This window comes from Collinsella sp. AM42-18AC (assembly GCF_003467965.1).
Taxonomy (GTDB): Bacteria; Actinomycetota; Coriobacteriia; order Coriobacteriales; family Coriobacteriaceae; genus Collinsella.
In genome coordinates, this window is record NZ_QSFY01000003.1 from 37112 (window position 1) to 59858 (window position 22747).

At 58.0% G+C, this 22747-nt stretch carries 20 protein-coding genes and 1 tRNA gene; 9 read left to right on the top strand and 12 right to left on the bottom strand.

The annotated features are described in order from the left end of the window. Positions 1-24 precede the first annotated feature (24 nt). Both DW913_RS02660 and DW913_RS02665 read right to left on the bottom strand, forming a co-directional pair. Positions 25-1185 carry an FprA family A-type flavoprotein gene (locus tag DW913_RS02660; RefSeq protein ID WP_233541977.1) on the bottom strand — a complete coding sequence of 387 codons (1161 nt, stop codon included), beginning with the start codon at positions 1183-1185 and terminating at the stop codon, positions 25-27. A 129-nt stretch (positions 1186-1314) separates the two neighbouring features. Continuing rightward, a complete protein-coding gene (locus tag DW913_RS02665) occupies positions 1315-2301 on the bottom strand; it encodes a LacI family DNA-binding transcriptional regulator (RefSeq protein ID WP_117797497.1) in 987 nt (328 codons plus the stop codon). Positions 2302-2684: 383 nt separating this feature from the next. On the opposite strand from DW913_RS02665, the gene DW913_RS02670 reads away from it, so the two are divergent. Both DW913_RS02670 and DW913_RS02675 read left to right on the top strand, forming a co-directional pair. Further along, positions 2685-3890, top strand: coding sequence for a galactokinase family protein (locus DW913_RS02670; protein WP_117797498.1), 1206 nt, complete (start codon positions 2685-2687; stop codon positions 3888-3890). After that, complete coding sequence (locus DW913_RS02675; RefSeq protein ID WP_233541978.1) at positions 3881-5509, top strand: UDP-glucose--hexose-1-phosphate uridylyltransferase; 1629 nt, start codon at positions 3881-3883, stop codon at positions 5507-5509. Before DW913_RS02670 ends, DW913_RS02675 begins: the two co-directional genes overlap by 10 nt. A 330-nt stretch (positions 5510-5839) precedes the next feature. Here DW913_RS02675 and DW913_RS02680 read toward each other — a convergent pair whose 3' ends face one another. The 7 genes from DW913_RS02680 to DW913_RS02710 form a co-directional block, all read right to left on the bottom strand. Further along, a complete protein-coding gene (locus DW913_RS02680) occupies positions 5840-6775 on the bottom strand; it encodes a hexose kinase (protein WP_117640276.1) in 936 nt (311 codons plus the stop codon). 53 nt (positions 6776-6828) lie between these two features. Further along, positions 6829-7710 carry an aldose 1-epimerase family protein gene (locus DW913_RS02685; protein ID WP_117640152.1) on the bottom strand — a complete coding sequence of 294 codons (882 nt, stop codon included), beginning with the start codon at positions 7708-7710 and terminating at the stop codon, positions 6829-6831. A gap of 374 nt (positions 7711-8084) precedes the next feature. Beyond that, the gene (gene lacB / locus DW913_RS02690) at positions 8085-8609 is read right to left on the bottom strand and encodes a galactose-6-phosphate isomerase subunit LacB (protein ID WP_006234831.1); all 525 of its coding nucleotides are present in this window, start codon (positions 8607-8609) and stop codon (positions 8085-8087) included. Positions 8610-8672: 63 nt separating this feature from the next. Further along, positions 8673-9101: a galactose-6-phosphate isomerase subunit LacA gene (gene lacA, locus DW913_RS02695; protein WP_006234830.1), complete on the bottom strand. Its 429-nt coding sequence runs from the start codon at positions 9099-9101 to the stop codon at positions 8673-8675. Positions 9102-9408: 307 nt separating this feature from the next. Then, a complete protein-coding gene (locus DW913_RS02700; RefSeq protein WP_117797500.1) occupies positions 9409-10380 on the bottom strand; it encodes a hypothetical protein in 972 nt (323 codons plus the stop codon). Positions 10381-10678: 298 nt separating this feature from the next. Next, positions 10679-11017: a PTS lactose/cellobiose transporter subunit IIA gene (locus tag DW913_RS02705; protein WP_089572387.1), complete on the bottom strand. Its 339-nt coding sequence runs from the start codon at positions 11015-11017 to the stop codon at positions 10679-10681. Positions 11018-11231: 214 nt separating this feature from the next. Then, a complete protein-coding gene (locus DW913_RS02710) occupies positions 11232-12236 on the bottom strand; it encodes a LacI family DNA-binding transcriptional regulator (protein WP_117629880.1) in 1005 nt (334 codons plus the stop codon). Between the two features lie 357 nt (positions 12237-12593). Here DW913_RS02710 and DW913_RS02715 point away from each other — a divergent pair, with 357 nt between their 5' ends. Together DW913_RS02715 and lacG are read left to right on the top strand one after the other, a co-directional pair. Continuing rightward, positions 12594-14363, top strand: a complete 1770-nt coding sequence (locus DW913_RS02715; protein ID WP_117640150.1) for a PTS transporter subunit EIIC — start codon at positions 12594-12596, stop codon at positions 14361-14363. Between the two features lie 66 nt (positions 14364-14429). Then, complete coding sequence (lacG, locus tag DW913_RS02720) at positions 14430-15869, top strand: 6-phospho-beta-galactosidase (protein WP_117797501.1); 1440 nt, start codon at positions 14430-14432, stop codon at positions 15867-15869. Between the two features lie 688 nt (positions 15870-16557). On the opposite strand, the gene DW913_RS02725 is transcribed toward lacG, so the two are convergent. Next, positions 16558-17928 carry an ATP-binding protein gene (locus DW913_RS02725; RefSeq protein WP_117797502.1) on the bottom strand — a complete coding sequence of 457 codons (1371 nt, stop codon included), beginning with the start codon at positions 17926-17928 and terminating at the stop codon, positions 16558-16560. A gap of 302 nt (positions 17929-18230) precedes the next feature. Here DW913_RS02725 and DW913_RS02730 point away from each other — a divergent pair, with 302 nt between their 5' ends. Together DW913_RS02730 and DW913_RS02735 are read left to right on the top strand one after the other, a co-directional pair. Then, positions 18231-18497, top strand: a complete 267-nt coding sequence (locus tag DW913_RS02730) for a type II toxin-antitoxin system Phd/YefM family antitoxin (protein WP_117640149.1) — start codon at positions 18231-18233, stop codon at positions 18495-18497. Further along, positions 18487-18792 (top strand): type II toxin-antitoxin system RelE/ParE family toxin, encoded by a 306-nt coding sequence (locus DW913_RS02735; RefSeq protein ID WP_158549313.1) that lies wholly within the window; start codon positions 18487-18489, stop codon positions 18790-18792. The genes DW913_RS02730 and DW913_RS02735 overlap by 11 nt, the downstream gene beginning before the upstream one ends. A gap of 14 nt (positions 18793-18806) precedes the next feature. Here DW913_RS02735 and DW913_RS02740 read toward each other — a convergent pair whose 3' ends face one another. After that, on the bottom strand, positions 18807-19571 hold the full coding sequence (locus DW913_RS02740) for a DeoR/GlpR family DNA-binding transcription regulator (protein WP_233541979.1): 765 nt from the start codon (positions 19569-19571) through the stop codon (positions 18807-18809). 206 nt (positions 19572-19777) lie between these two features. Between DW913_RS02740 and DW913_RS02745 the strand changes: the two genes are divergently transcribed. Further along, positions 19778-20830 (top strand): aldose epimerase family protein, encoded by a 1053-nt coding sequence (locus tag DW913_RS02745; RefSeq protein WP_117797503.1) that lies wholly within the window; start codon positions 19778-19780, stop codon positions 20828-20830. A 324-nt stretch (positions 20831-21154) separates the two neighbouring features. Here DW913_RS02745 and DW913_RS02750 read toward each other — a convergent pair whose 3' ends face one another. Then, entirely contained in the window at positions 21155-21637 is a 483-nt protein-coding gene (locus tag DW913_RS02750) for a PTS sugar transporter subunit IIB (protein WP_117797504.1), read from the bottom strand. Positions 21638-21794: 157 nt separating this feature from the next. Between DW913_RS02750 and DW913_RS02755 the strand changes: the two genes are divergently transcribed. Then, a tRNA-Thr gene (locus DW913_RS02755) sits at positions 21795-21870 on the top strand. Between the two features lie 429 nt (positions 21871-22299). Then, positions 22300-22665: a hypothetical protein gene (locus DW913_RS02760; RefSeq protein WP_117564756.1), complete on the top strand. Its 366-nt coding sequence runs from the start codon at positions 22300-22302 to the stop codon at positions 22663-22665. The last annotated feature ends 82 nt before the right edge of the window (positions 22666-22747 follow it).

Sequence of the window (22747 nt, forward strand, 5' to 3'; positions counted from 1 at the left end):
TGAGCATCAAAAGTGAACGTGTCGCTACTTGGAAAGCTCGTCGGCGAGGGCCTCGATCTGAGCGCGCGAGGCGTCGTTGAGCGAACCCAGGACGGTCACCTTATTCTGCGTCAGCGTGATGTCTTTCATGCCCTCGAGCTCCTTGGTCATAACCTTAGCGGCGGCAGGTGCCCAGGAACCGGCCTCGACGAGCGCCACGGTGCGGTTCTGGTAGGCATGCTCGGCGAGCGTGTGGATGAAGGTGCTCATAAACGGGAAGATCTCGCCCTGATAGGTGATGGAGGCGAGCACCAGACGGTCATAGCGGAACGCGTCCTCAACGGCCTCGGCCATGTCGTCGCGAGCCAGGTCAAAGACGGAAACCTTCTGGCCGCGAGCCTCAAGCGCAGATGCAAGCTCCTCAACGGCAGCCTTCAGATGGCCGTAGACGCTCGCGTAGGCAATGGTGATGCCCTCGTCCTCGGGCTGATAGCTCGACCAGGTGTTGTAGGTGTCGAGGTAGTAGCCCAGGTTCTCGGTCAGCACGGGGCCGTGGAGCGGGCAGATGATCTGGATGTCCAGATCAGCGGCCTTCTTGAGCACGGCCTGCACGAACTTGCCGAACTTACCAACGATGCCAAAGTAGTAGCGGCGAGCCTCGCAAGCCCAACCCTCGGGATCCTCGATGTCGTTAGCGCCAAACTTGCCAAAGCCGTCGGCACTAAAGAGTACCTTGTCGGTAGCCTCATAGGAGAAGAGCACCTCGGGCCAATGCACGTTGGGGGCGCCGACAAACGTTAGGCTGTGGCCACCCAGGTCGAGCACGTCGCCCTCTTTGACGACCATCTTGCGCTCGGGATAATCGGTACCAAAGTAGTTGACCATCATACGGAAGGCGCCCATGCTGGCCACGATCTGGGCCTGGGAGTAGCGCTCCATAAAGGCGGCGATGCCAGCGGAGTGGTCGGGCTCCATATGATGAACGACCAGGTAATCGGGCGTGCGACCGTCGAGCACGGCTTCGATGTTACCGAGCCACTCGTCGACAAAACCGCCGTCGACTGAATCGGCGACAGCAATCTTTTCGCCCAAGATAACGTAGCTGTTGTATGCCATACCGTTCTCGGACACATCGTACTGGCCCTCGAACAGGTCAATGTCGTGATCGTCGACGCCAACGTAGCGGATATCCTTGGTGATCTCCATCAGGCAAAGCCTCCTAGATAGACAAAAGAGCCCGTCTATCATAGCACTCGGCTACATCCCAACAGCTATCTACCGACATCCTTACCGATTGTTATTGATGTTCAACATATCACCGTTGACCTGCAGAAACTATGCGCGCGGTGCCGCCGTACTATGTCGAACGATGAGCTGACCGGGAATACGAATGGCAACAGTTTTGCCCGCCGTACCCGCCTCGGGAACCGCATGCTCGAATACCTCGCGTCCGCGCTGATGTAGATCGAACCGCACGGTCGTGAGCTCGTTATGCGCGACAAAATCATCGAGCGAGTCATCGACGCCCACCACGCTCACGTCCTCAGGCACGCGCAGACCGCTATCACGCAGCGCGGCAATCGCGCCATTTGCCATCTGATCGTTTGCCGCGTAAATCGCCGTCATGGCGCGGTCATGCTCGGCCAGGTACCTGCCGGCCTCGTAGCCGCTGTTGGCAGACCAGTCGCCCTCGAGCGGCTCTGCCGGCTCGATGTGTTTACGCTCGAGCGCATCCTGCCAACCGGCGCGACGAAATTGCTCGTCGACCGAGAACGACGGGCCGCCAATATAGCGAATCTGCTCGTGCCCCAGCTCAAACAGATGGTCCATAAGCAACAGCGAGCAGCCGTAATGGTCGGAATCGACTGTGGTCACGCGCGGATGCGCATACATGGTAACGATGACCGTGCCAATGCCCGGCAGTGGATCAAACGTCTCAAAATCGGGCGCCATGCGGCTCATGCCGATGATGATGCCGTCCACGGGCAGCGCAGCCATACGACGCGTTGCCTCGGCAAGCGAGAATTCCTCGGTCTTGGACATCTCGACCAGCGTGATGGCACAATTATGCTCGCGAGCAGCGCTGGCGATGCCGTCGATCATTGAGAGGTTGCCAAACTTGGTGACATCGTTGATGCACAGGCCGACCGAATGGTAACGGCCATCGCGCAGCGAGCGACCGGCATAACTCGGACGAAAGCCGAGCTCTTGCATAGCGGCCTGCACGCGCTGGCGCGTCTGCTCGTTGACGTTAGGGAGGCCGTTGGCAACGCGCGAAACCGTCTGCTGCGAAACACCGGCAGCGCGGGCGACGTCGGCCATGGAAACCGGACGCGTACCTGTATCGTTGGACGGACGCCTTGCCACAGGATCACCTTCACCCTTGCGAGATCTGAATAGCGTGAATGCCAGCCCGGGCAGAAATACATCCCGCGCCGAGGCCCGCTATCGTCGGACGCATGTTAACGTACTCTACTTTTTCTATCTGCATCTCTTCTGCTTTATAAGTCCATACGGCAGTACCGTTCACGGCTGAATTTCTACCGATTACCAGATTCTCAAAAAGTGATAAGTGTTGTGTTATGAGTACGTTAACATAGCCCGTAACGTGCGGCATCGTAGATGCTGAGTTTATGCCGCTTCAGATTGTTAACGTACTCACTACGACGGAAAACTCGTCAGTATGCGCCAAGGAAAGGACCCTCATGACCACCCCCGACGAAAAGACACTCGCCACGCTCACCAAGCTGTTTGAGGAGGAGTTTGGCCCCATCGGCGATCGCCAGGTGCTCTATGTGCACGCGCCCGGCCGCTCCGAGATCAGCGGCAACCACACCGATCACGAGGGCGGTCACGTTATCGCCGGCTCGCTCGATGTCGCCGTCGACGGCATCGCCGTGGCAACCGATTCCAACAAGATTCGCGTCGCCGACGAGGGCTATCCTACGTTTGAGATCACGCTCGACACGGTAGACATTCAGGTGTCCGAGAAGGGCACGTCCGCAAGCCTCGTGCGTGGTATGGCCCATGAAATCGCTGCTCTGGGCGTTGAGCCCCACGGCTTCGACTTTGCCTTCACCTGCTCCGTCCCCTCGGGCGGTGGCCTTTCCAGCTCTGCTGCCGTCGAGGCCGCGTACGGCCGTGCCATGGAGACGCTCTGGGGCGCGCCCGCCATTGAACCCGTCGCACTCGCCCAGATGAGCCAGCGCACCGAGAACAACTACTACGGCAAGCCCTGCGGTCTGATGGACCAAGCTGCCGTGTGCCTGGGCGGCCTCGCCTACATGGACTTTGAGGACCAGGCTCAGCCTAAAACCCAGAAGCTCGAGCTCAACTTTGAGGACCACGGCTATGCGCTCGTGCTCGTTAAAGTTGGCGCCGACCATGTGGCAGCCACCGACGACTACGCCGCTGTTCCGCGCGAGATGCAGGACGTCGCCGCCGAGTTTGGCAAGGCACGCCTGTGCGAGGTAAACGTGGCGGACTTTGACGCCAAGCTCCCCGAGCTGCGCGCCAAGCTGGGCGACCGCGCCTGCCTGCGCGCCGTTCATTACTGGTACGAGAACGGCCTAGTCGATAAGCGCTGGGCGGCCCTGAACGTCGGCGACATTGACCAGTTCCTGGTCCTGACGCGTGAGTCCGGCGCCAGCTCCGCCATGTACCTGCAGAATGTTGTTGCCAAACTGGGTGCCGAGCAGCCTTCCATGTACGCGCTTGCTCTTGCCGAGCATGTGCTCGACGGCCGTGGCGCCGTTCGTATCCACGGCGGCGGCTTTGGCGGTACCATCCAGGCCTTCGTGCCGCTCGAGCTGGTCGACACCTTCATTGCCAAGATGAACGGCTGGCTTGGCGAGGGCTCTGCCCGCCACTACGCGATTTCTGACAAGGGGGCTTACGCGGCATGGCTGTAATGACTGATGTGCGCGAGGCCGCGCAGGGCCTGATTGAGTATGCCATCCACCGATCGATGATCGGACAGGACGACCGCATCTGGGCCTACAACACCATTTTGGAGTGCATCGGCGCTACGGGACCGGCGCTCGATATGGCCTGGGCGCTGCAGAACGAGAAGCTCTCGCTCTTGCACCCCGATACGCTCCCCGATTTTGACCTGGAGGGCACGCTTGCCGCGCTTTCCGAGGCCGCCGTTGCCAACGGTGCTGCCGAGGATACGGCATCGGGCCGCGATCGCATCGCCATGCGCATCATGGGTGTGCTGATGCCGAGGCCTTCGGTTGTAAACGAGGAATTCAACGGCCGTATGGGCGTCAACGAGCCCCGTGCCGCGACCGACTGGTTCTACGGCCTGTGCTGCGACGCCGGCTACGTGCGCCGTGCCGCCATCGCGCGCAACATCAAATGGAGCACCCCCACCAACTGGGCCGATCTTGAGATCACCATCAACCTGTCCAAGCCCGAGAAGGACCCGCGCGACATTGCCGCGGCCGGCGCCGCAAAGAACACGGGCGAGAAGTATCCCGCCTGCCAGCTCTGCATCGAAAACGAGGGCTATCCCGGACGCTCCGCCGCAGCCGACGGTGGCGCTCACCCCGCCCGTCAGAACCTACGCGTTATTCCCATTCAGCTTAATGGCGAGCGCTGGGGCTTCCAGTACAGCCCGTACGCATACTTTAACGAGCACTGCATTGCCATGAGCTCCGAGCATCGCCCGATGCACGTTGACCGCAAGGGCCTGACATGCCTGCTCGACTTTGTGGACCTGTTCCCACATTACTTTATCGGCTCCAACGCCGACCTGCCCATCGTAGGCGGCTCAATCTTGTCGCACGACCACTTCCAGGGTGGCGCGCACGAGTTCCCCATGATGCACGCCGCCGAGGTCTCGCAGTTTAGCGTGCCCGGTTTTGACCAGGTCAGCGGCACCGTGCTGCAGTGGCCGCTCTCGGTGCTGCGCCTGCGCACGCATGACCGCGCTCAGCTGCTCGACGCTGCCGAGAAGATTATCCTCGCCTGGCGCGAGTGGACCGACGAGTCGGTGGGCGTCATCGCGCACACAGCCGATGGCGTGGCGCACAACACCGTGACGCCCGTCATCCGCCGCGTGGACTCCCGCGGCAACGCCGGCGGCGAAATTTACGAGGCCTACCTGGCGCTTCGCTGCAACATCACGACCGACGAGCATCCGCTGGGCGTGTTCCATCCGCATGCCGAGTACCACCATATTAAAAAGGAGAACATCGGCCTGATCGAGGTCATGGGCCTGGCAATTCTGCCGCCGCGCTTGGTTCCCGAGCTCGGCGCTGTCCGCGAGCACCTGCTGGCGGCCAAGGCCGATGCCAGCTACGATCTCGCCGGCTCGCTCGAGGGCGATGATCTTTGCCGCAGCCACGCCGCATGGGCGGAGGACGTCTTTGCTCGCCGCGCGAACGAGCTTACGGCGGATAACGCCATCGACATCCTGCATGAGGAGGTCGGCGTGGTGTTTAGCCACGTGCTCGACAACGCCGGAGTCTTTAAGTGGGACGAGGACGGACGCGCCGCCCAGCAGCGCTTTATCGACTCACTGTAATGATCCCTTGGGGACGGAGGAAAACAGATCATTCCGCCTGCAAGACAACGGCGCCCGCCGGCAACATCGCCGACGGGCGCCGTTTTATTGGCTAGTCATTGGGGACGTTCTTAAATGACTAGTCAAACAAGAACGTCCCCAATGACTACTTGCGACCAAGGCAACGCCGATGTCTTGGCATTGTCAGCGAAAACGCCCCTAAGCGAGCAAGGTGACGTGAAAGAGGAGGGCATTGACCTTCTGGTCATGCCCGACGATTGAACGTCAGATTGCCGCTTAGGGGCGTTTGCAGCGTCGAGCCGCTACGGCGTTTGGTAAAACCGCGTAACCCTACAGTTCAGTCACGACAACGTTGTTGTAGATCTCGTCCCAGCGGTCCATGACCAGGTGGCCGGTCTTGGGATCCATGGCGTTAAGCTTGCCGCAGGTATTGGCGGTCTTGAGCACCGTGACGTCGTCGGCACCAGCAGCAATGGCATGCGCAAAGCCGGCGATGGTCGAGTCGCCGGAACCCGTCGCATTCACAGCCGCAATCGCGGGCGTCTTGGCGCGGAACGCGCGACCCCCATGGAAGCCCACCGAACCGGCAGCGCCCATCGAAACGACAACCCAGGGGATACCGGCAAAACGGTCATCGGCGGCAAGCGCCTCGCGTAGGGCATCGACATCTTCGGTCGTAAAGGACGTACCCAGCAGGCCGTTAATCTCGGTCAGGTTGGGCTTTACGAGCTCAGGCTTAGCGTCGGACTCCAGCGCGGCCTCCAGCGATGCACCCGAGGTGTCGAGCAGCACCTTGGCGCCCGCCTCCTCGGCGATCTTGACGAGCTCAGCATAGTAGCCAGCATCGACGCCACGCGGCAGCGAGCCCGAAAGCGTCACAACGTCCGCCTTCGCTGCAAGCTCGGCGAACTTGGCCGTAAAGGCCTCGAGCTCGGCCGGGGCGATCTGCGGGCCGCTCTCCAGCAGCTCGGTCTGATTACCCTCGTGCAGAATATTCAGGCAAATGCGCGTCTCACCGGCGATGGGCACAAAGTCGTTCTTGACGCCGTCGGCATCCATAAGCTCGGCCATATAGGCACCCATGTGGCCGCCGAGCAAACCGGTCGCGAGCACATCGTCGCCCAACTGCAGCAGAACACGGCTCACGTTGAGGCCCTTGCCGCCAGCGGTCTTTTCGGGCGTCACACGGTTAACGTCGTCGATGATCAGCTTGTCGAGCTGATAGCACGTATCGATCGACGGGTTCATGGTAACGGTCAGAATCATGTTGAACTCCTGTTCCGGGGCGGCATGACCCGCCCCAAACATACGATAGCTCGTTAAAGGATCTCGATCTCAAAGCCGCGGGTAACGGTCTCCCCCGGCTTGGCCACCAGGCAGCCACGCTTGTGCTCCAGAATATCGTCCTCGTCGGAGCAGGTGGACAGGCCGCCCCACGGTTCCACGGCCACAAAGTCGCCCTCGGGCTTGCTCCACACAATCAGGTACGGCATATCGGGGAACGTCAGGCGCACGCCCTTGTCCTCGGTCTTCTTGGTCAGCGTAACCACGCGGCTCTCGAGCACGTCGAAGATGGTCTCCGCGAAGTCGAAGAGTTCGTGGGTCAGCGGCAGGTTCTGGCCGATCATGGGGTTCTTGCTGCGATGCTCAACATCAATCAGGCCCGTCGAGGGAACGGCAGTACAGAGCTCGGCGGCCTCGCGTTGCTCAAAACGGAGCTCGTAGTCGTCATAGGACTCACCCTCGTCAAGCGGGCACTTAAAGCCAGGGTGACCGCCCACAAAGAACGGCATGTCCTCGGTGCCCTCATTGGTCACCTCGTACGACACGGCCACCTTTGCCGCATCGATCGTGTAACGAGCAACGATCTTAAACGGATACGGGTACTGCTCGAGCAGCTCGGCATGGTCGGCAGAGCTTAGGCTCAGTGCAACCATGTTGTCGCTCTGTTCCTCGAGCTTCCACTCCTGTTTGCGCGCAAAGCCGTGGCGGGCGAGCCTAACCTCGCGGCCGCCCATGGTCATTGCGTGACCGTCGCGAAGGCCGCCGCAGATCGGGAAACAAATGGGTGCCTGGCCCGACCAGACCGCCGGGTCACCCTGCCACAGGTACTCACGGCCGTTGGCCGCAATAGAAGTGAACGATCCGCCAGCCGTGCTCAGTGCTACGCGGATAGAACCGTTATCAAGAACAAACTCCATAGGAGCCTTCCCTTTCTTACGACAGCCCGCCAAGTCAGTGGGGCTGATAGAAAACCGGCCCGCGCCCCCTCACAGAAACGCGAGCCGTCAATTGAAAAGCTGCAGAATGCCGGGGGCCGCCAAAACGAAGCACTCAAGCCAAGCAAGCAAACGTGTTATCGGAGCAACTTGCCATACCAGAACGCTTCGCAACAACAGCGGTAACCCCACAGGTCACTCAGACATCAGCGAGAAGCCAGCTGGCGAGGCAAGGTGCCGTGAAGCGAGACGGCATTGACCTTCTGGTCATGCCGTCGAAGCTGAGCGGCAGATTGCCCGCCAGATGGCTTCGCAGCGTCGACCGGTCCGGCGTTTGTTAAAACGCCGGAACCCCCTTAGTCGTGATACTCGCCGCGGTCCCACTTCTCGAGGAACTCGTCAAAGAAGTGCGGGTCAGCCTGAGCCTCGGCGTCGGCCTTATTGCAGGCGTCGATCTTGGCAATCAGGGCGTCGTGCTCGGGAGTCTTCTCGTAGGGCTCCTCCAGGAAGGCAAGCATGATATCGGCCATCAGGAACTCGCCGGTGATCTTGCCGCCAAAGCCCACGATGTTGGCGTTGAGCTCGCGACGGGCATACAGGGCAGAGGTCATGTCGCGAACCAGGGCGCAGCGAGCGCCGGGAACCTTGTTGACGGCGTTGGTGATGCCGATGCCGGTGCCGCACAGGGCCACGCCAAAGTCGGCCTTGCCGCTGGCAACAGCCTCGCCCACGGCCTTACCGTAGATGGGATAGTGCGTACGGGTGTGGCTGTAGGTGCCGCAGTCGAGCACCTTGTAGCCAGCCTGCTCCAGGCGGTCGGCCAGATAGATCTTCTCGTCCGTAACGATATGGTCGCAACCGATTGCGATGGTCTTCTTCATCAGAACGTCCTTTCGTCTGAATTCACAAGTTGAGATAGAAGTTCGAGTTCTCGGTGGCTCTCGTTAGGCCATCTTGTTGAGCATGTCGACACGGATCTGGTGACGGCCGCCGGCGTACTGGGCGCGCAGGAACTCGCGGGCGATCTTCTTGGCGACCTCGGTGCCCACAACGCCCGGGCCCATGGTGACCATGCGCGAGCCGTTGTGCTCGCGGGTCATGTAGGCGGAACGCTCGTCGGAAATGTTGGCGACGACCATGCCCTTGATCTTGACGGCGGCCATATAGGAGCCGACGCCGTACTTATCGAATGCGAAGCCCTGGGAATCCTTGTGCTCCAGCAGGTCCTTGGCAACGGCGGTCGCGGAATCGACAAAGTCCGCAGCAGGGGTCTCGGAATAGTCGACGACCTCGTGACCGTCAGCGATGAGCATCTCCTTGATGGACTCCTTCATCGACATACCGTCGGCATCGGAAGCGATTACAACCCTCATGACATCCTCCTTGAGAGATACGCAGGTGCGTAGTTTCTGTTTGGAAGTGTTGAATCGCGCTCAGGTCCGGGCATCTGAATGTGCGGTTCTTCACTGTTCATGTTTATTTGAACACATTCGAACATAGGTTGCAACCATTATTTGTTTAACTTTGTTCTTTTTTGAACAAATACCGTTTACGGTTGATTGCCGACCGTTTGAGCCCGGCGCAGACGTAGCGACCATGTCTTCAACAAACAAAAGGGCGGCCGAGAACGTGTCTCGGCCGCCCTTCTTACGGTTGATCTTCCAAAGATCGCTTTGCCGCCTACTCAGACTGCCCGCTCTTCTTGGCATGTTTGGACGGAGCGCTCAGAAAACGTCCCGTTAAATAGTTCGCCGGGCCGGAAATATCGATCCCCAGCAGCGTGTGCCCCAGCCACAGAAACGCCGCGAGCACCAGCAATGGAATAACGCACGAAGTCACAATCATCACGATGACGCCTTCGATCAGATCGGTCACCTGTTGCACAATCTCATCGGTCATCTGTTTGGCGCCGTTGGTCACCGACGCGACAAGACCCGAGGCACCGTCGGCAAGCTGCTCAAGCACGTTCTTGGATTCTGTGGACTCGGACTTTTTCTTGCTCGTTTTGGAGCTATTGCCGTCTGCCGCACCCGCAGCGTCGGCCGCCTTTTGCTCGGCCGCTTCGATGCTCACCCGATACGTCTCGTCGACCTTTTGCGACACCCATACGCTTGCAGGCACCAAGGCCATGCCGATCACGGCAACCACCAGCACGCGGGTCGCCACGCGGCGCAGGACAGCGCTCGTGCTCCAGCGTCCGTGAATGCCAAGCGAGACCGCAAAGAGCACCAGCGCAAACGGGATTAAGATGCCCAAGCCAACCGACCACAAAATCGTGAGCAAGTATTTCTCGAGGTATAGCACGGCAAGCACGATACCAAGGTTGCCTGAAAGCTGTGCGAGCTGCTCAGCGACCGGCGTACCCGTATCACCCGGCAGCGCGGTAATGCCCGCAGACAGCGCCACGCACGAGGCCGTGAGCGCCAGTACGTTACCTTTCTTTTGGTCGATAACCTCGATGGTGGAGTCCCAAGTCTTGGTATCGGCAAAATGCGGACGAGCCACAAAGCCCGACAGCAAGGCCAGTACCACGAGCGCAACGATGATACCGATCTGCAGCTTTTTGTTTGCGCACACGACATCGGACAGGCTGGGCTGCAGCTCGGTTACCGTCGTGTGCTCGGTTATCTGGACAGGACGCCCATGAGCCATCTCGTGCGCGTCTCTTTTTTGTATTGACCCGTTATCCGGCATTTGGATACCTCCTCAGTCCGGCGTTTAATGTGAAAGGAAGTATACCCACCCAGCGAAAAACCGAACGGCAAGACGAACGGGCACCAAGACTGTCCCCAATGACTATTTCGGGATGAGTTGCGGTGGAATAGGGATTGTTTTGCGCCCGCCGGTCCCTATTCAGTCCCTATTTCACCGCAACTTGGAGGAGTACAGAAAAAGCCCTGCCGCGGGTAGCGGCAGAGCTTTTGGAAGGGGACTTGGTTGTGAGAGCTCGTTAGGCGAGCTTAGCCTCGAGTGCGGCGATGCGCTTATAGGCATCGATGGTAAAGCGGGTCTGCTTCTCCAGGATCATGGTGGTCATGAGAGTGTCCTGAGCGTGAGCCATGATGAAGGTCATCTCCATCTCGCCGCCGCCGGCCTCCTGCGAAAGCAGCTTGGTCTGCGTGTCGTGGGCGCCGATAAGTGCATCGCTGGCATCCTTGTGCAGCTGCTCGGCCTTCTCAAAATCACCCTCGCGAGCAGCATCGAGCGCTGCAAGCAGATCGGTCTGGGCGTCGCCCGCGTATGCGACAATCTCAAATCCAACCATCGAGATTTCTTCTTTGGTTGCCATATTGCGTTCCTTTCACATATGAACCAACGGAGAGCATCGCGTCCGGGCATACGCGCTGCGCTGTGTATGGCAGGAACATTAACATTCAAACAAAAAAGAACAGCGCAAAACGTAATTTCGAGCTATGAACGGTTGCTTTTCACCCGTGAACGGTTTTTAAACCAATCTGAACATTCTCAAACACAATTAGCGGCAACCCAAACAGGTCCGCACCCTAGCGTATATCGCGCACCGTATCGCCCTCGACGAGCACACCCGGAAACAGCATGTGCTCCACACCGGGTGCAGCGCCCTCGGCGCCGGCAATCTTGTCGACCGCCCACATGCCGACGCGCTTGTTGTCAAAGCGCACCGTAGTCAGGCGACGATCGGGCACGATATCGCCCAAACTATCGTCAACACCCACCACGCTTACGTCCTGGGGCACGTGCTTCCCGCGCGACTCGAGCCCGCGAATGCAGCCGTAGGCCATGGCATCGTTGGAAGCATAAATGGCTGTGCAGTTCGAATCGTCCGCAAGCACCTGGCCGGCGGCATATCCGCTCTGTGCCGTCCAATCGCCACGGACGAGTCGCGGCGGCTCAATACCATGCGCGCGCAATGTCTCGCGCCAGCCCTCCTCGCGACGCATGCCCGAAAGCGAGCGCTCGGGGCACGAGATAAAGTGCACGGTCTTGTGCCCCTGCTCCAGCAGGTACTCGACCACCTGGCGCGAGCAATCGAACTGGTCGTTATCGACTGTTGAACAGAGCGGGTGCTCCAGCATGGTAACGAGCACCGTCTGCATACCGGGCAGCGGCTCGAAGGTGCCAAAGTCCGCCGGCATGCGATTCATGATCACAACCATGCCATCCACCGGCAGCGCGCTCATGCGCGACGATGCGCTCTCGAGGGTATACGGATGCCCGTCTACTTTAGTGAGGGTGATGGCATAGCCATGTTTGTCGGCCGCGGCGGCAAAGCCCTCCATACGGTCGAGGTTGCCGGTGCCGGTAATGTTGAACATGGCGACGCCGACGGTCTTAAACTTGCCGCGGCGCAGCGATCGACCGGCAAAATTGGGGCGATACCCCAGCTCGCGCATGGCGGCGCGCACGCGCTCCTTGGTCTCGAGGCGCACGCTGGGCGAATCGTGCACCGTACGCGAGACTGTCTGCTCCGAGACGCCCGCGAGACGCGCCACGTCCTTAACGGAAACCGATTTTTTAACAGCGGCCATAGGTCGATCTTTCTATGTCAACGATGCCATTGAAGACATCCTGCGCAGTCATTTTGAACACCTTTAAGTATATCCAACGCCTCCCCAACGATACGCTTACCACCCAAAACCTACCGTTCACCGACAATTCTGCTTCCCCGAGCGGCTTTTGTCGCCCAAATGTTAACGTTGCCATTGTGCAAACACAGAGCCACCGGGCGGCTCAAACGTTTACGCGCAAGGAATCGACGGTCCACAGGCACAAGGGCCACCGGTTCGCGTCTTTTTTTGTGCCGCAAAATGGCAACGTCAACATTTTGGCAACCGAACGTCAAAAGCTACCATCGTTGCTAACCCACCGACTCTTAGGAGCATTGCATGGAGCAACTCATCGCCATCATCGAAAAGGGCCAGCCCTTTTTCAACGCGATCGCCCGCAACAAGTACCTCAAGGCGATCCGCGACGGCTTTATCTCCGTCATCCCCATCATCATCTTCTCGTCCATCTTCTGCCTGGTAGCCTCGGTCCCCAACATCTGGGGTTTCTACTGGCCCGATGACATCAACAACGCCCTGTGGAAGTGCTACAACTACTCCATGGGCATTCTGGCCATCGCCTGCGCCGCCACCACGGCCAAGCACTTCGCCGACGCCCAGAACCGCGATCTACCCAAGAACAACCAGATCAACTTCATCTCGTGCATGTGCGCAGCCATCATCGGCTTCTTGCTCCTTTCGAGCGACACGATCGCCACGGATGCTGCCAGCGGCTTCAACACCACCTACCTTGGTTCCAAAGGCCTGTTGATCGCCTTTATCGCTGCGTTTGTGACCGGCATCATCTACAAGTTCTTCATTAAGCGCAACATCACCGTCAAGATGCCCGAGCAGGTTCCGCCCAACATCTCGCAGACCTTTAAGGACATCATCCCCTTCTCCGTCTGCATCACCGTCTTTTGGGTCTTTGACATCGTCTTCCGCGCTGCCTTTGGCTTCTGCTTTGCCCAGGGCGTCATCCAGGTGTTCCAGCCCCTGTTCACCGCCGCCGACGGCTATATCGGCCTCGCTGTGATCTACGGCGCTATGAGCCTCTTCTGGTTCGTCGGCGTCCACGGCCCCTCGATCGTCGAGCCCGCCATCGCCGCCGCTCTCGTTGCCAACATGACCGACAACCTGGCTGCATTCCAGGCCGGCGAGCACGCCACCGCCGTCCTGACGCAGGGAGCCCAGTACTTCGTCGTCTGCATGGGCGGCACCGGCGCCACGCTCGTCCTGGTCTTTATGTTCTGCTTCCTGGCCAAGTCCCAGGAGATGCGCGCCGTCGGCAAAGCAGCCATCGTCCCCGTGTGCTTTGCCGTCAACGAGCCGCTGCTGTTCGCCGCGCCTATCGTGCTCAACCCCGTCTTCTTTGTCCCGTTTGTCTTTGCCCCGATCGCCAACATCTGGATCCTCAAGGTCTTTATCGACTTCTTGGGCATGAACGGCTTTATGTACACCCTGCCCTGGACCGTCCCCGGCCCCATCGGCACCATCATGGGCCTGGGCTTCCAGCCGCTCGCCTTTGTGATGCTCGCCATCATCCTAGTCATCGACTTTGCCCTGTACTACCCGTTCTTCCGTGCCTATGACGCCCAGAAGTGCGCCGAGGAGGCCGAGATCTCCCAGGAGGAGCTCGCCGCCAAGAACGCCGAGAAGGCCGCCAAGCTCAACGACGCCTTCCAGGGTAAGGCCGACGCCAAGAGTGTTGCCGCCGGCGCCGCTGCCGAGGTCGTAAAGACCGACGCTGCCCCCGCTGCTGCCGCCACCGAAGCTACGGCCGCCAGCGACCTCAACGGCAAGCGCGTACTCGTGCTCTGCCAGGGCGGCGGCACTTCGGGCCTGCTCGCCAACGCACTGGCCAAGGCCGCCAAGGAGCGCGGCATCGATCTTGAGACCGCCGCCGATGCCTATGGCAACCACGTGGACATGCTTCCCGACTTTGACCTGGTCGTCCTGGCCCCGCAGGCCGCCAGCTACCTGGCCGACCTGCAGAAGGACTGCGAGCGCGTGGGCAACAAGTGCGTCGCCTGCCGCGGTAAGCAATACATCGAGCTCTCCCAGAACGGCGACAAGTCTCTCGCCTTTGTGAGCGAGCAGCTGTCGAAGTAAGTAACGCTTAGGGCCAGCCGACTATCCAAGACCGGCTGGCCCTTCGATTTAAACGATTGGATCATCATGTCCGTTAACCCTGCCAGCGTCACCAACCCGCCCGCGCAGTTTCCCGAGGACTTTGTCTTTGGCGGCGCCACCGCTGCCTACCAGGTAGAAGGCGAGACCCGCACCCACGGAAAGGGCAAGGTCGCCTGGGACGACTTCCTGGAGGCCCAGGGCCGTTTCTCCCCCGACCCCGCCTCCGACTTCTACAACCAGTACCCCGTCGATCTGGAGCTGTGCGAGGAGTTCGGCATCAACGGCATCCGCCTCTCCATCGCCTGGAGCCGTATCTTCCCCGAGGGTACTGGCAAGGTAAACCCCGAGGGCGTGCAGTTCTACCACGATCTCTTTGCCGAGTGCCACAAGCACCACGTTGAGCCGTTTGTCACGCTGCATCACTTTGACACGCCGCTGCCCCTCTTTGAGAAGGGCGACTTCCTCAATCGCGAGACCATCGACGCCTTTGTGGACTTTGCCACCTTCTGCTTTAAGGAATACGCTGACCAGGTGACCTATTGGTTCACCTTTAACGAGATCTGGGCTGACGCCTCCAACACCTACATCGAGGGCACCTTCCCCGGCGGCGTCAAAGCTCATCTGGCCGAGGCCTTCCAGTGCGAGCACAACATGATGCTTGCCCACGCCAAGGCTGTGCTGGCCTTCCACAACGGCGGCTTTAAGGGCAAGATCGGCGTCATTCAGTCGTTAGAGTTCAAGTACCCGCTCAACGAGAACGACCCCGCCGACATCAAGGCCGCCAACAACGAGCACGTGCTGCAAAACCAGTTCCTGCTTGACGCCACCTTCCGCGGCGACTATGCCCCCGACACCCTCGAGTGCGCCAACCGCCTGGCTGCCGTCTCGGGCGGCACCATCGAGATCCTGGACAAGGACCTCGAGATTATGCGCGAGGCCGCGCTCTACAACGACTACCTGGGTGTCAACAACTACCAGTGCCGTTTCCTCAAGGCCTACGACGGCGAGAACGACCTGCACCACAACGGCACGGGCGAGAAGGGTACCGGCCGCTGGCGCGTCAAGGGCATTGGCGAGCATGTGAACAAGCCCGGCATCCCCACCACCGACTGGGACTGGATCATCTATCCCGAGGGTCTGTTCGATCTGCTCGTCTACATTAAACAGCGCTACCCCAACTACAAGCAGATTTTCATTACCGAAAACGGTATGGGCTACAAGGACCCCTACAAGGACGGCTTTGTGGACGACCAGCCGCGCATCGACTACATCGAGCAGCACCTGCGCTGGCTGCTTAAGGCCATGGAGGTGGGCGTCAACGTGGGCGGCTACTTCCTGTGGAGCCTGCAGGACCAGTTCTCCTGGACCAACGGCTACAACAAGCGCTACGGCTTCTTCTACGTAGACTTTGAAACCCAGAAGCGCACGCCCAAGGCAAGCGCCTACTGGTACAAGCACGTGGCGCAGACCCGTCGTCTGGACTAGTGGCTTGCAGTTGGCGTAATTGCCCTGCTCACATAACTTGTCCCCATTTCTCAGCCGGGGGCGGCACGTCACACGGCGCGCCGCCCCCGGCCTTTGTGTTTGGGCGGACCGGGAGCCGTTTGTCTCGATCTGTAACATCTGACCCGCGGTTTCGGCCCCAACTGTTACAGATCGAGATGAACACACAGGGCAATCCTCTCAGTCTCAATCTGTAACATCTAGCTAAGTTTTTGGGTCCTAGTTGTTACAGATCAAGATGAACGCACGAGCCAACCCTCTCAATCTAAATCTGTAACATCTGGCGGGTTATTTCTCCCCTACCTGTTACGGATCGAGATGAATAGATTAGACCTAGCCTAAAAATCTCAACCTGTAACACGTAGCCGAGTTTTTCAGTCCTAACTGTTACAGATCGAGACAAACAGGCCGAGCAAGCTACACCCGTAGGTCTTTCACGCTGGAGCATTCGACCAGCACGCCCGAAACAAGCGTACGGCTTCTGGAGCTCGGGGCTTCTAGGCACGCAACGACCTCGTCGGGCGCACGGACACCCAGTCCGCGGTGACTGAACTTCACCGACATATCCCGAAAACTCGATCCCCGGCTTAGCTTGCGCGCATTATCACAATAAACCCCCAACGATACACGGTCCTGCGGTTCAATGAGCCACAGGACCGCATGCCGTCGATCAGATAAAGATCGTCATATACAGAGGTAGATATATCCTATGCCCTTCAGCCCTGAGCTGTTTTGGGTGAAGAACTATCTCTTCTCCGACTCGTCGTTCGAATCGTCTGCCGAAATCGTCAAGCGAGATTGTTGAATACGATTTGGAAGATTTAACTTCAACAGGAGTGACCCGCGGTTTTCCAGCCGCGTCTTCAAAGCCGCGCGAAACAAGAAAATCAATTTCACGCGTTCTGGGCCGACTCCCCTCTGTTTTGGAAGGCTCCTGCCAGCTGTAATAAAAAAGCGAATGCCCCAGACTCTTAAGCTGCTGCGCCACGATGTTCTCGATTAGCATTCCTTTATTAATTGAAATTCTTCCAAATTGAATGTCTCTATGAACATCCATAAGGTCCGGACCATCATCAAACGCCAAGCTCACGAGCAATCCCGTGTCCGCCATATAGCATTTAAGCGAAGACGCGTCCTCGTGCAGGCGGTAACCCACGCTCGGATCACTGCATAAATAGCAACGGTTAATCAGTCGCGCATCCTCAAGCCAGATTAACGCCGACTCATATGTCTCAAAACGGGACCCCTTCTCCAAGCTGTCAAATTTGAACCGTTTATTTGCCGCAGATAATTGACCCGGAATATCGTCATAAACCGCCCGCGCACGTCTAGCGTCCGAACCTCCAAACTTGGCAATGTCCTCCCTGTACAGTGCGATAATCTGCCGTTTAACCCTGTCGCATCCTCTAAAATCATTCTCTGCCACAAAGGAGTCGACCGACTGAGGCATACCACCGACAAGCATATACTCATCAAATAATCTCATGCACGTCGCATGAACGCCGTCCGGAAGCGCGGTCCGAGATTCGCGCCCTTTACGGATCTCTTCTGCATAAAGATCTTTTCCGGTCGCCCAAAGATACTCCTCAAAATCGAGGGGCTCGAGAGGGATCCTTTCTTCCTCTGACGGTATGACAATGCTATCGACATTCTTTTTGATGGAGACAAGAGAGCCTGTCTCGATGTAATCAAATCTGCCGTCTTCTACAAGATGCTTTATGTATTCGCGCGCGATGGGAAACCGCTGCACTTCATCAAAAATGACCAGCGACTCTCTCGGTTCGAGGGCCTTACCATACTGCAGCTGAAGCATGCGTAAAAAAAGATCGACATCTTCACGATGGTTCAGAAATATATCGAGCGTGGCTTTGCTAGCAGCCGAAAAGTCAATGTACAGATAATCCTTGTATTCATTTTGCGCGAAGCACTTGACGAGCGTCGTTTTGCCAACGCGTCTTGCACCCTCAATAAGCACCGCAGTGCGCCCTTGCGAGCGTTCTTTCCACTCCTGCAGACGATCATATGCCTTCCGTTTAAACATAATCTCACCTCAGCATAATTTACGTGCTAGTTTACAAAAATACCGACCTTCAGATATATCTAATAATACAAAAATACCGAGCTTTAAATGAGCTTATAGCTACAAAAATACCGACCATTGCAATGGTTGAGACATACAGTAATACCGAGCTTTACGCATAACGGATGCTATGCCTCACCGTCTCGATCTGTAACACTAAACCCGGTTTTGGACGTCTACCTGTTACAGATTGAGACAATTCAACGATGCCGACTATTCGATACGGCGTGGTACAATTATGTCCCAATGCGAAGGAGATACCTATGCCCATCTGTGTGCCCGTCCGAGACATGAAGGACACTGCCACATTCACCGCGCTTGTTGAGTCCGAGCACGACGTCACCGTAACCAAGAACGGCTACGAGGCCATGCACTGCATCAGCAGCGACCAATATCGCCTCATGCAAGACGAAATCGCCAAAGCCAAGCTGCTGTCTCGTATAATGCTGGCAGAAAACGAGATATCGCAAGGCGACTATAGCGACTATGACACCTTCGCGACCTCGATACGAGACAAATATGGCCTATAACGTCGTAATACTCAAAAGCGCGCGATATGAGTACGAGAGTATCGTCGGATACCTTGCCCAAATCCTCAAGAATCCGCGCGCAGCGGGCAATTTTGTCACTGAGTTTGAATATCAACTTGATTTGCTTCGCGAGCAGCCGCTCCTACGACCTCTCTCACACATGCAAGAGCTGGCGGCACGTAATTACCGATCGTTTCCCGTCAACAACTACACCTGTCTTTACAAGTTTGAGCGCGAAACAATCTATATCGCCCACGTCTTTCACCAGTCACAGGACTACGCCCGCCTGGTCTAGCACGGCGGCACTCGCTAGCAAATGACTTGCGTGTGCTCCTCGATGGCAGTGCGGTCCTCGGCGGCGATACCCGGCTCACACACCACAGCGTCCAAATTGTCCAGGCGGCAGAAGGTGTAGAAGTCGCGCTTGCCGATCTTGCTGGAGTCGGCGATCAGGTAGCGCGAGTCGGCCTTGCTAAAGGCGAGCTGCTGGATACGGCCCTCGTCCATGTTGGACGTAGACACGTCACCGTCCAAGATGCCGTTGGCGCCGATAAACGCCGCATCGATGCCCAGCGCGCGCAGGGTATCCTCGGCCGTTGGTCCCACAAAAGCGGCGGTGCGGCGACGGTACATACCGCCCACGAGGCACAGCTCGCAGTCTTCGCGCGCCTCGAGCAGGTTAAACACCGAAAGCGAATTGGTCACAATGCGCAGGCGAAACGTCGGCAGCATCGAGGCCATCTGCTCAACCGTGGTGCCCGTGCCCAAAAAGATGGTCGAGCCCTCCTCGATAAGCTCCACAGCACGGCGCGCAATCTGCAGCTTTTCCTCGGCATGCTTCGTGCGCTTTTCGGTGTGCGAATACTCATGGCGCAACATAGCGTGGGGACGACCCTGTGCACTGCGGGCGCCGCCGTGCACGCGCTCGATCTCGCCCAGGCTCGCAAGCTCCTCAAGATCGCGACGAATCGTCATGTCCGAGACGCCCAGCGCATCCGAAATCTCCTTGACCGAGACCGTGCCCTGCTCTTCGAGCAGCTGACGAACCTTATCCTGTCGCTCCGCTTTAATCACGATGAATCCTCGCCGTTCTGTGCGCGCATATCATTCAAACAGTAACGAACAAATTGTATCAGACTCATGCGCGTCAAAAATGAACGCCCGCACAGCTCCAATCATCACTTTTTTGAGAAAAATACCCCCTGCTTTAGTGGGGTGTAGTGATAATCTCGCCTGTTCGCGCTACAGTTTGTCGGAAATACCTCGATGTTAGGAACCAAATGATCACTTCCGAGCTTTTCGGCACCGCACCGTGCGGTACCCCCGTTCATCGTTACACCCTCAACGGGCCCGAGATCTGCGTTCGCATTATGGACTATGGCGCCACCGTGCTGGGTATCGATGTGCCCGACATTCCCGGCAACGTGCGCGATGTGGTGCTGGGCTTCGATAAGCTCGAGGATTACTTTGACAACCCCGCCTGCTTTGGCGCGACCATCGGACCTGTGGCCAACCGCACTGCAGGTGCCACGATCACCATCGCCGGCACGGACTGGCATATGCCCGCCAACGAGGGCGCCAACAACCTGCACAGCGATCTTGAGTACGGCCTGCACAAGCGCGTGTGGGACGTTGAGCTCGACGAGGTCCACAATGCTGTGCGCATGACCACCTCGCTTGAAGATGGCGAGCTGGGCCTGCCCGGCAACCGCACCTTTACGGCCGTGTTTACCGTGACGCGCACCGGCTGCTTCCGTATCGAATATGGCTGCGAGAGCGACCGCGCCACGTACGTGTCCATGACCAACCACACGTACTTTAACCTTGCCGGTCATAACGCCGGCATGGACTGTGAGCATTTCTTTGTTGCTAACGCTGCCCACTACCTGCCCATCGACGACCAGAACATTCCTACCGGCGAGATCGCTCCCGTCGAGGGTACGCCGTTTGACTTCCGCGAGCTGCGCCCCGTTGCACCCGGCATGGAGGCCGACGACCCGCAGATTAAGCAGGCCCGTGGCTACGATCACTGCTTGTGCATCGATGGCTATCAGTACGGCCGTAATCTGCGCCGCGCGATGCACGTCGAGGAGATGTGGACCGGTCGCGAGCTGGACTACTACACCACCGCCCCGGGCGTGCAGCTCTACACCGGCAACTGGCTGGGCGACGAGCACGCCAAGGACGATGCCAACTACGGCTGGGGCGCCGGCTTTGCCCTCGAGGCCGAGATGTACCCCGACACGCCGCACCAGCCGCTGTTCCCGCAGGGCATTGTGGGCCCGGGTCACCCCTACAGCAATGTGATCGAATACCACTTTATGAGGCACTAAGCCCATAACGCAACATATCGCACAGCAGCGCCCGCCGGCACACCGCCGACGGGCGTTTTTTCATCTTTTGGCTCATTTTCGCTGTGACTGTATGAGTGACATATCAAAACTATGCCCATTTACTACGTTTAGCCCGGGATGCTCGACCATGCACCGGTTTTTGTTAAATTCGCAAGCCGTCTACCTGCGGTTTTGTTTTTCTCAAATTCGACATGCTCGGCGATAGCCGACCAAACGTAGTAAATGGGCATAGTTTTTGACAGGCGGCATCGCGCGCATCCCTCGCAAGGGCAAAATGATCCGTTTTCCTCCGTCCCCAAGGGATCAGTTGAACAGATTGCCAATGGGGTCGGGGGCGGAACTGGGGAGATAGCGGATTTCTAGCTCTATGCCGAATTCTTGCAGTTCTTTGAGGGCAGTGACGTCTGCGTCGCTCACGGCAACCGCGGGCGTTATGGGGCGCTTGCCCTCCCCTGCTTGCATATGGCCAATGCTGATCTTGGTGATGGGCACGCCGCCCTTAACCAGCGCGAGCGCATCGGCGGGTGAGGCCACCATGATCAAGATCCATTGGCGCGGCGTTGCGGTATGAATGATGTCGATGGTCCTTTGCACCGAGAAAAACCTTGTCCAGACGCCTTCTGGGGCCGCCACCCTCATGGGTGCCCATTGGCGCGAATCCGCCGCAATCTCGTCGTTAACGATCAGGACGAGGTTGGAACCCACGGCTTCGTTCCACAGCTCAACGTCTTGCCCGTAAATGAAACGGTCGTCGATGCGTGTGAGAAGAATCTTGGGTTGAGCCATCGCTGCCCCATTCTGCTTGAGACCCGTAAGAGCAAGACATCACGTCTTCAATATTAGTGCATTTAAAGTGAGAAAAGCCGCCAGAACCCTTGCGCGGATTTGCGATGTCCCGTATCATAGACAGCCGTTGACGCCTCAGTTGCGTCATCACATGGCCGCCAGCGTAGCTCAGTTGGTAGAGCACCGCTCTCGTAAAGCGGGGGTCACCGGTTCGAGCCCGGTCGCTGGCTCCATTGCACAAGATAGCCGCCTTCGGGCGGCTTTTTTGTTGCCGATTCGGCCACTCGGCGGACTTCGGATTTAATGCTTAGGGGGCGGGGATTTACCAAAGTGAAATTATAATGAAAAGAACCCCAGCTGCAACAATTGCCATGGTGAGGGCTCGAATTGGCCATATAGATTTAAAATAGCCACGATACCTTCTCTTTTGCTGGAACGATATATCTATACAAGGTTGTGAGCGGAAACCAAAAATACGTCGATTGCTATCCGACAAACGGGTCTGGAATTGCATTCACCGGCATTTCAGAGCAGATTGATACACATGTACGAAAGGGAACCTATGTGGTGCGTTGGGTTGGAGCTGCTGCAGGTCCGATATGGATTGCGGTCTTGCGCCCCGATGTCCAAATAGGTTTCTCTCTCTAGACGGGAAGTTGCTCATGGACGCCATATATGACGGGGATGACTGGGTCGATCATTATACTTGGCGCCTGGTCGGCTCGAACGACAATGGGGATGTGGTGTTTGATGGACTATGTCCAAAGCATCTCCATCCTTTTGTCTCGTCGTTAATTGAGAGTTCCGCTCGTGTTGCCCCCTACAGCTCGGCATCGCTTCATGATACGGACGTTTTGAAGACCATAAGGGAATCAATTGACGATGGCACGATGAGCGGCCCGCTGTTTTCTCGGCTTGTGGGGCTAGATGAGATTGGCTCGAAACGACTGCTTGCGGGCGAAAAAGTGGAACTCACTTATCGGTCGATGATTTCAATCCTGCGGCTAGCCGATGTTCTTCGCAAATAAATGAGGCTTCCCTATTCAAAAACAGAAAACCCCGCCAAACGTGATTTCCCTAGGGAAAACCCGTTTGGCGGGGTCCTAGCGT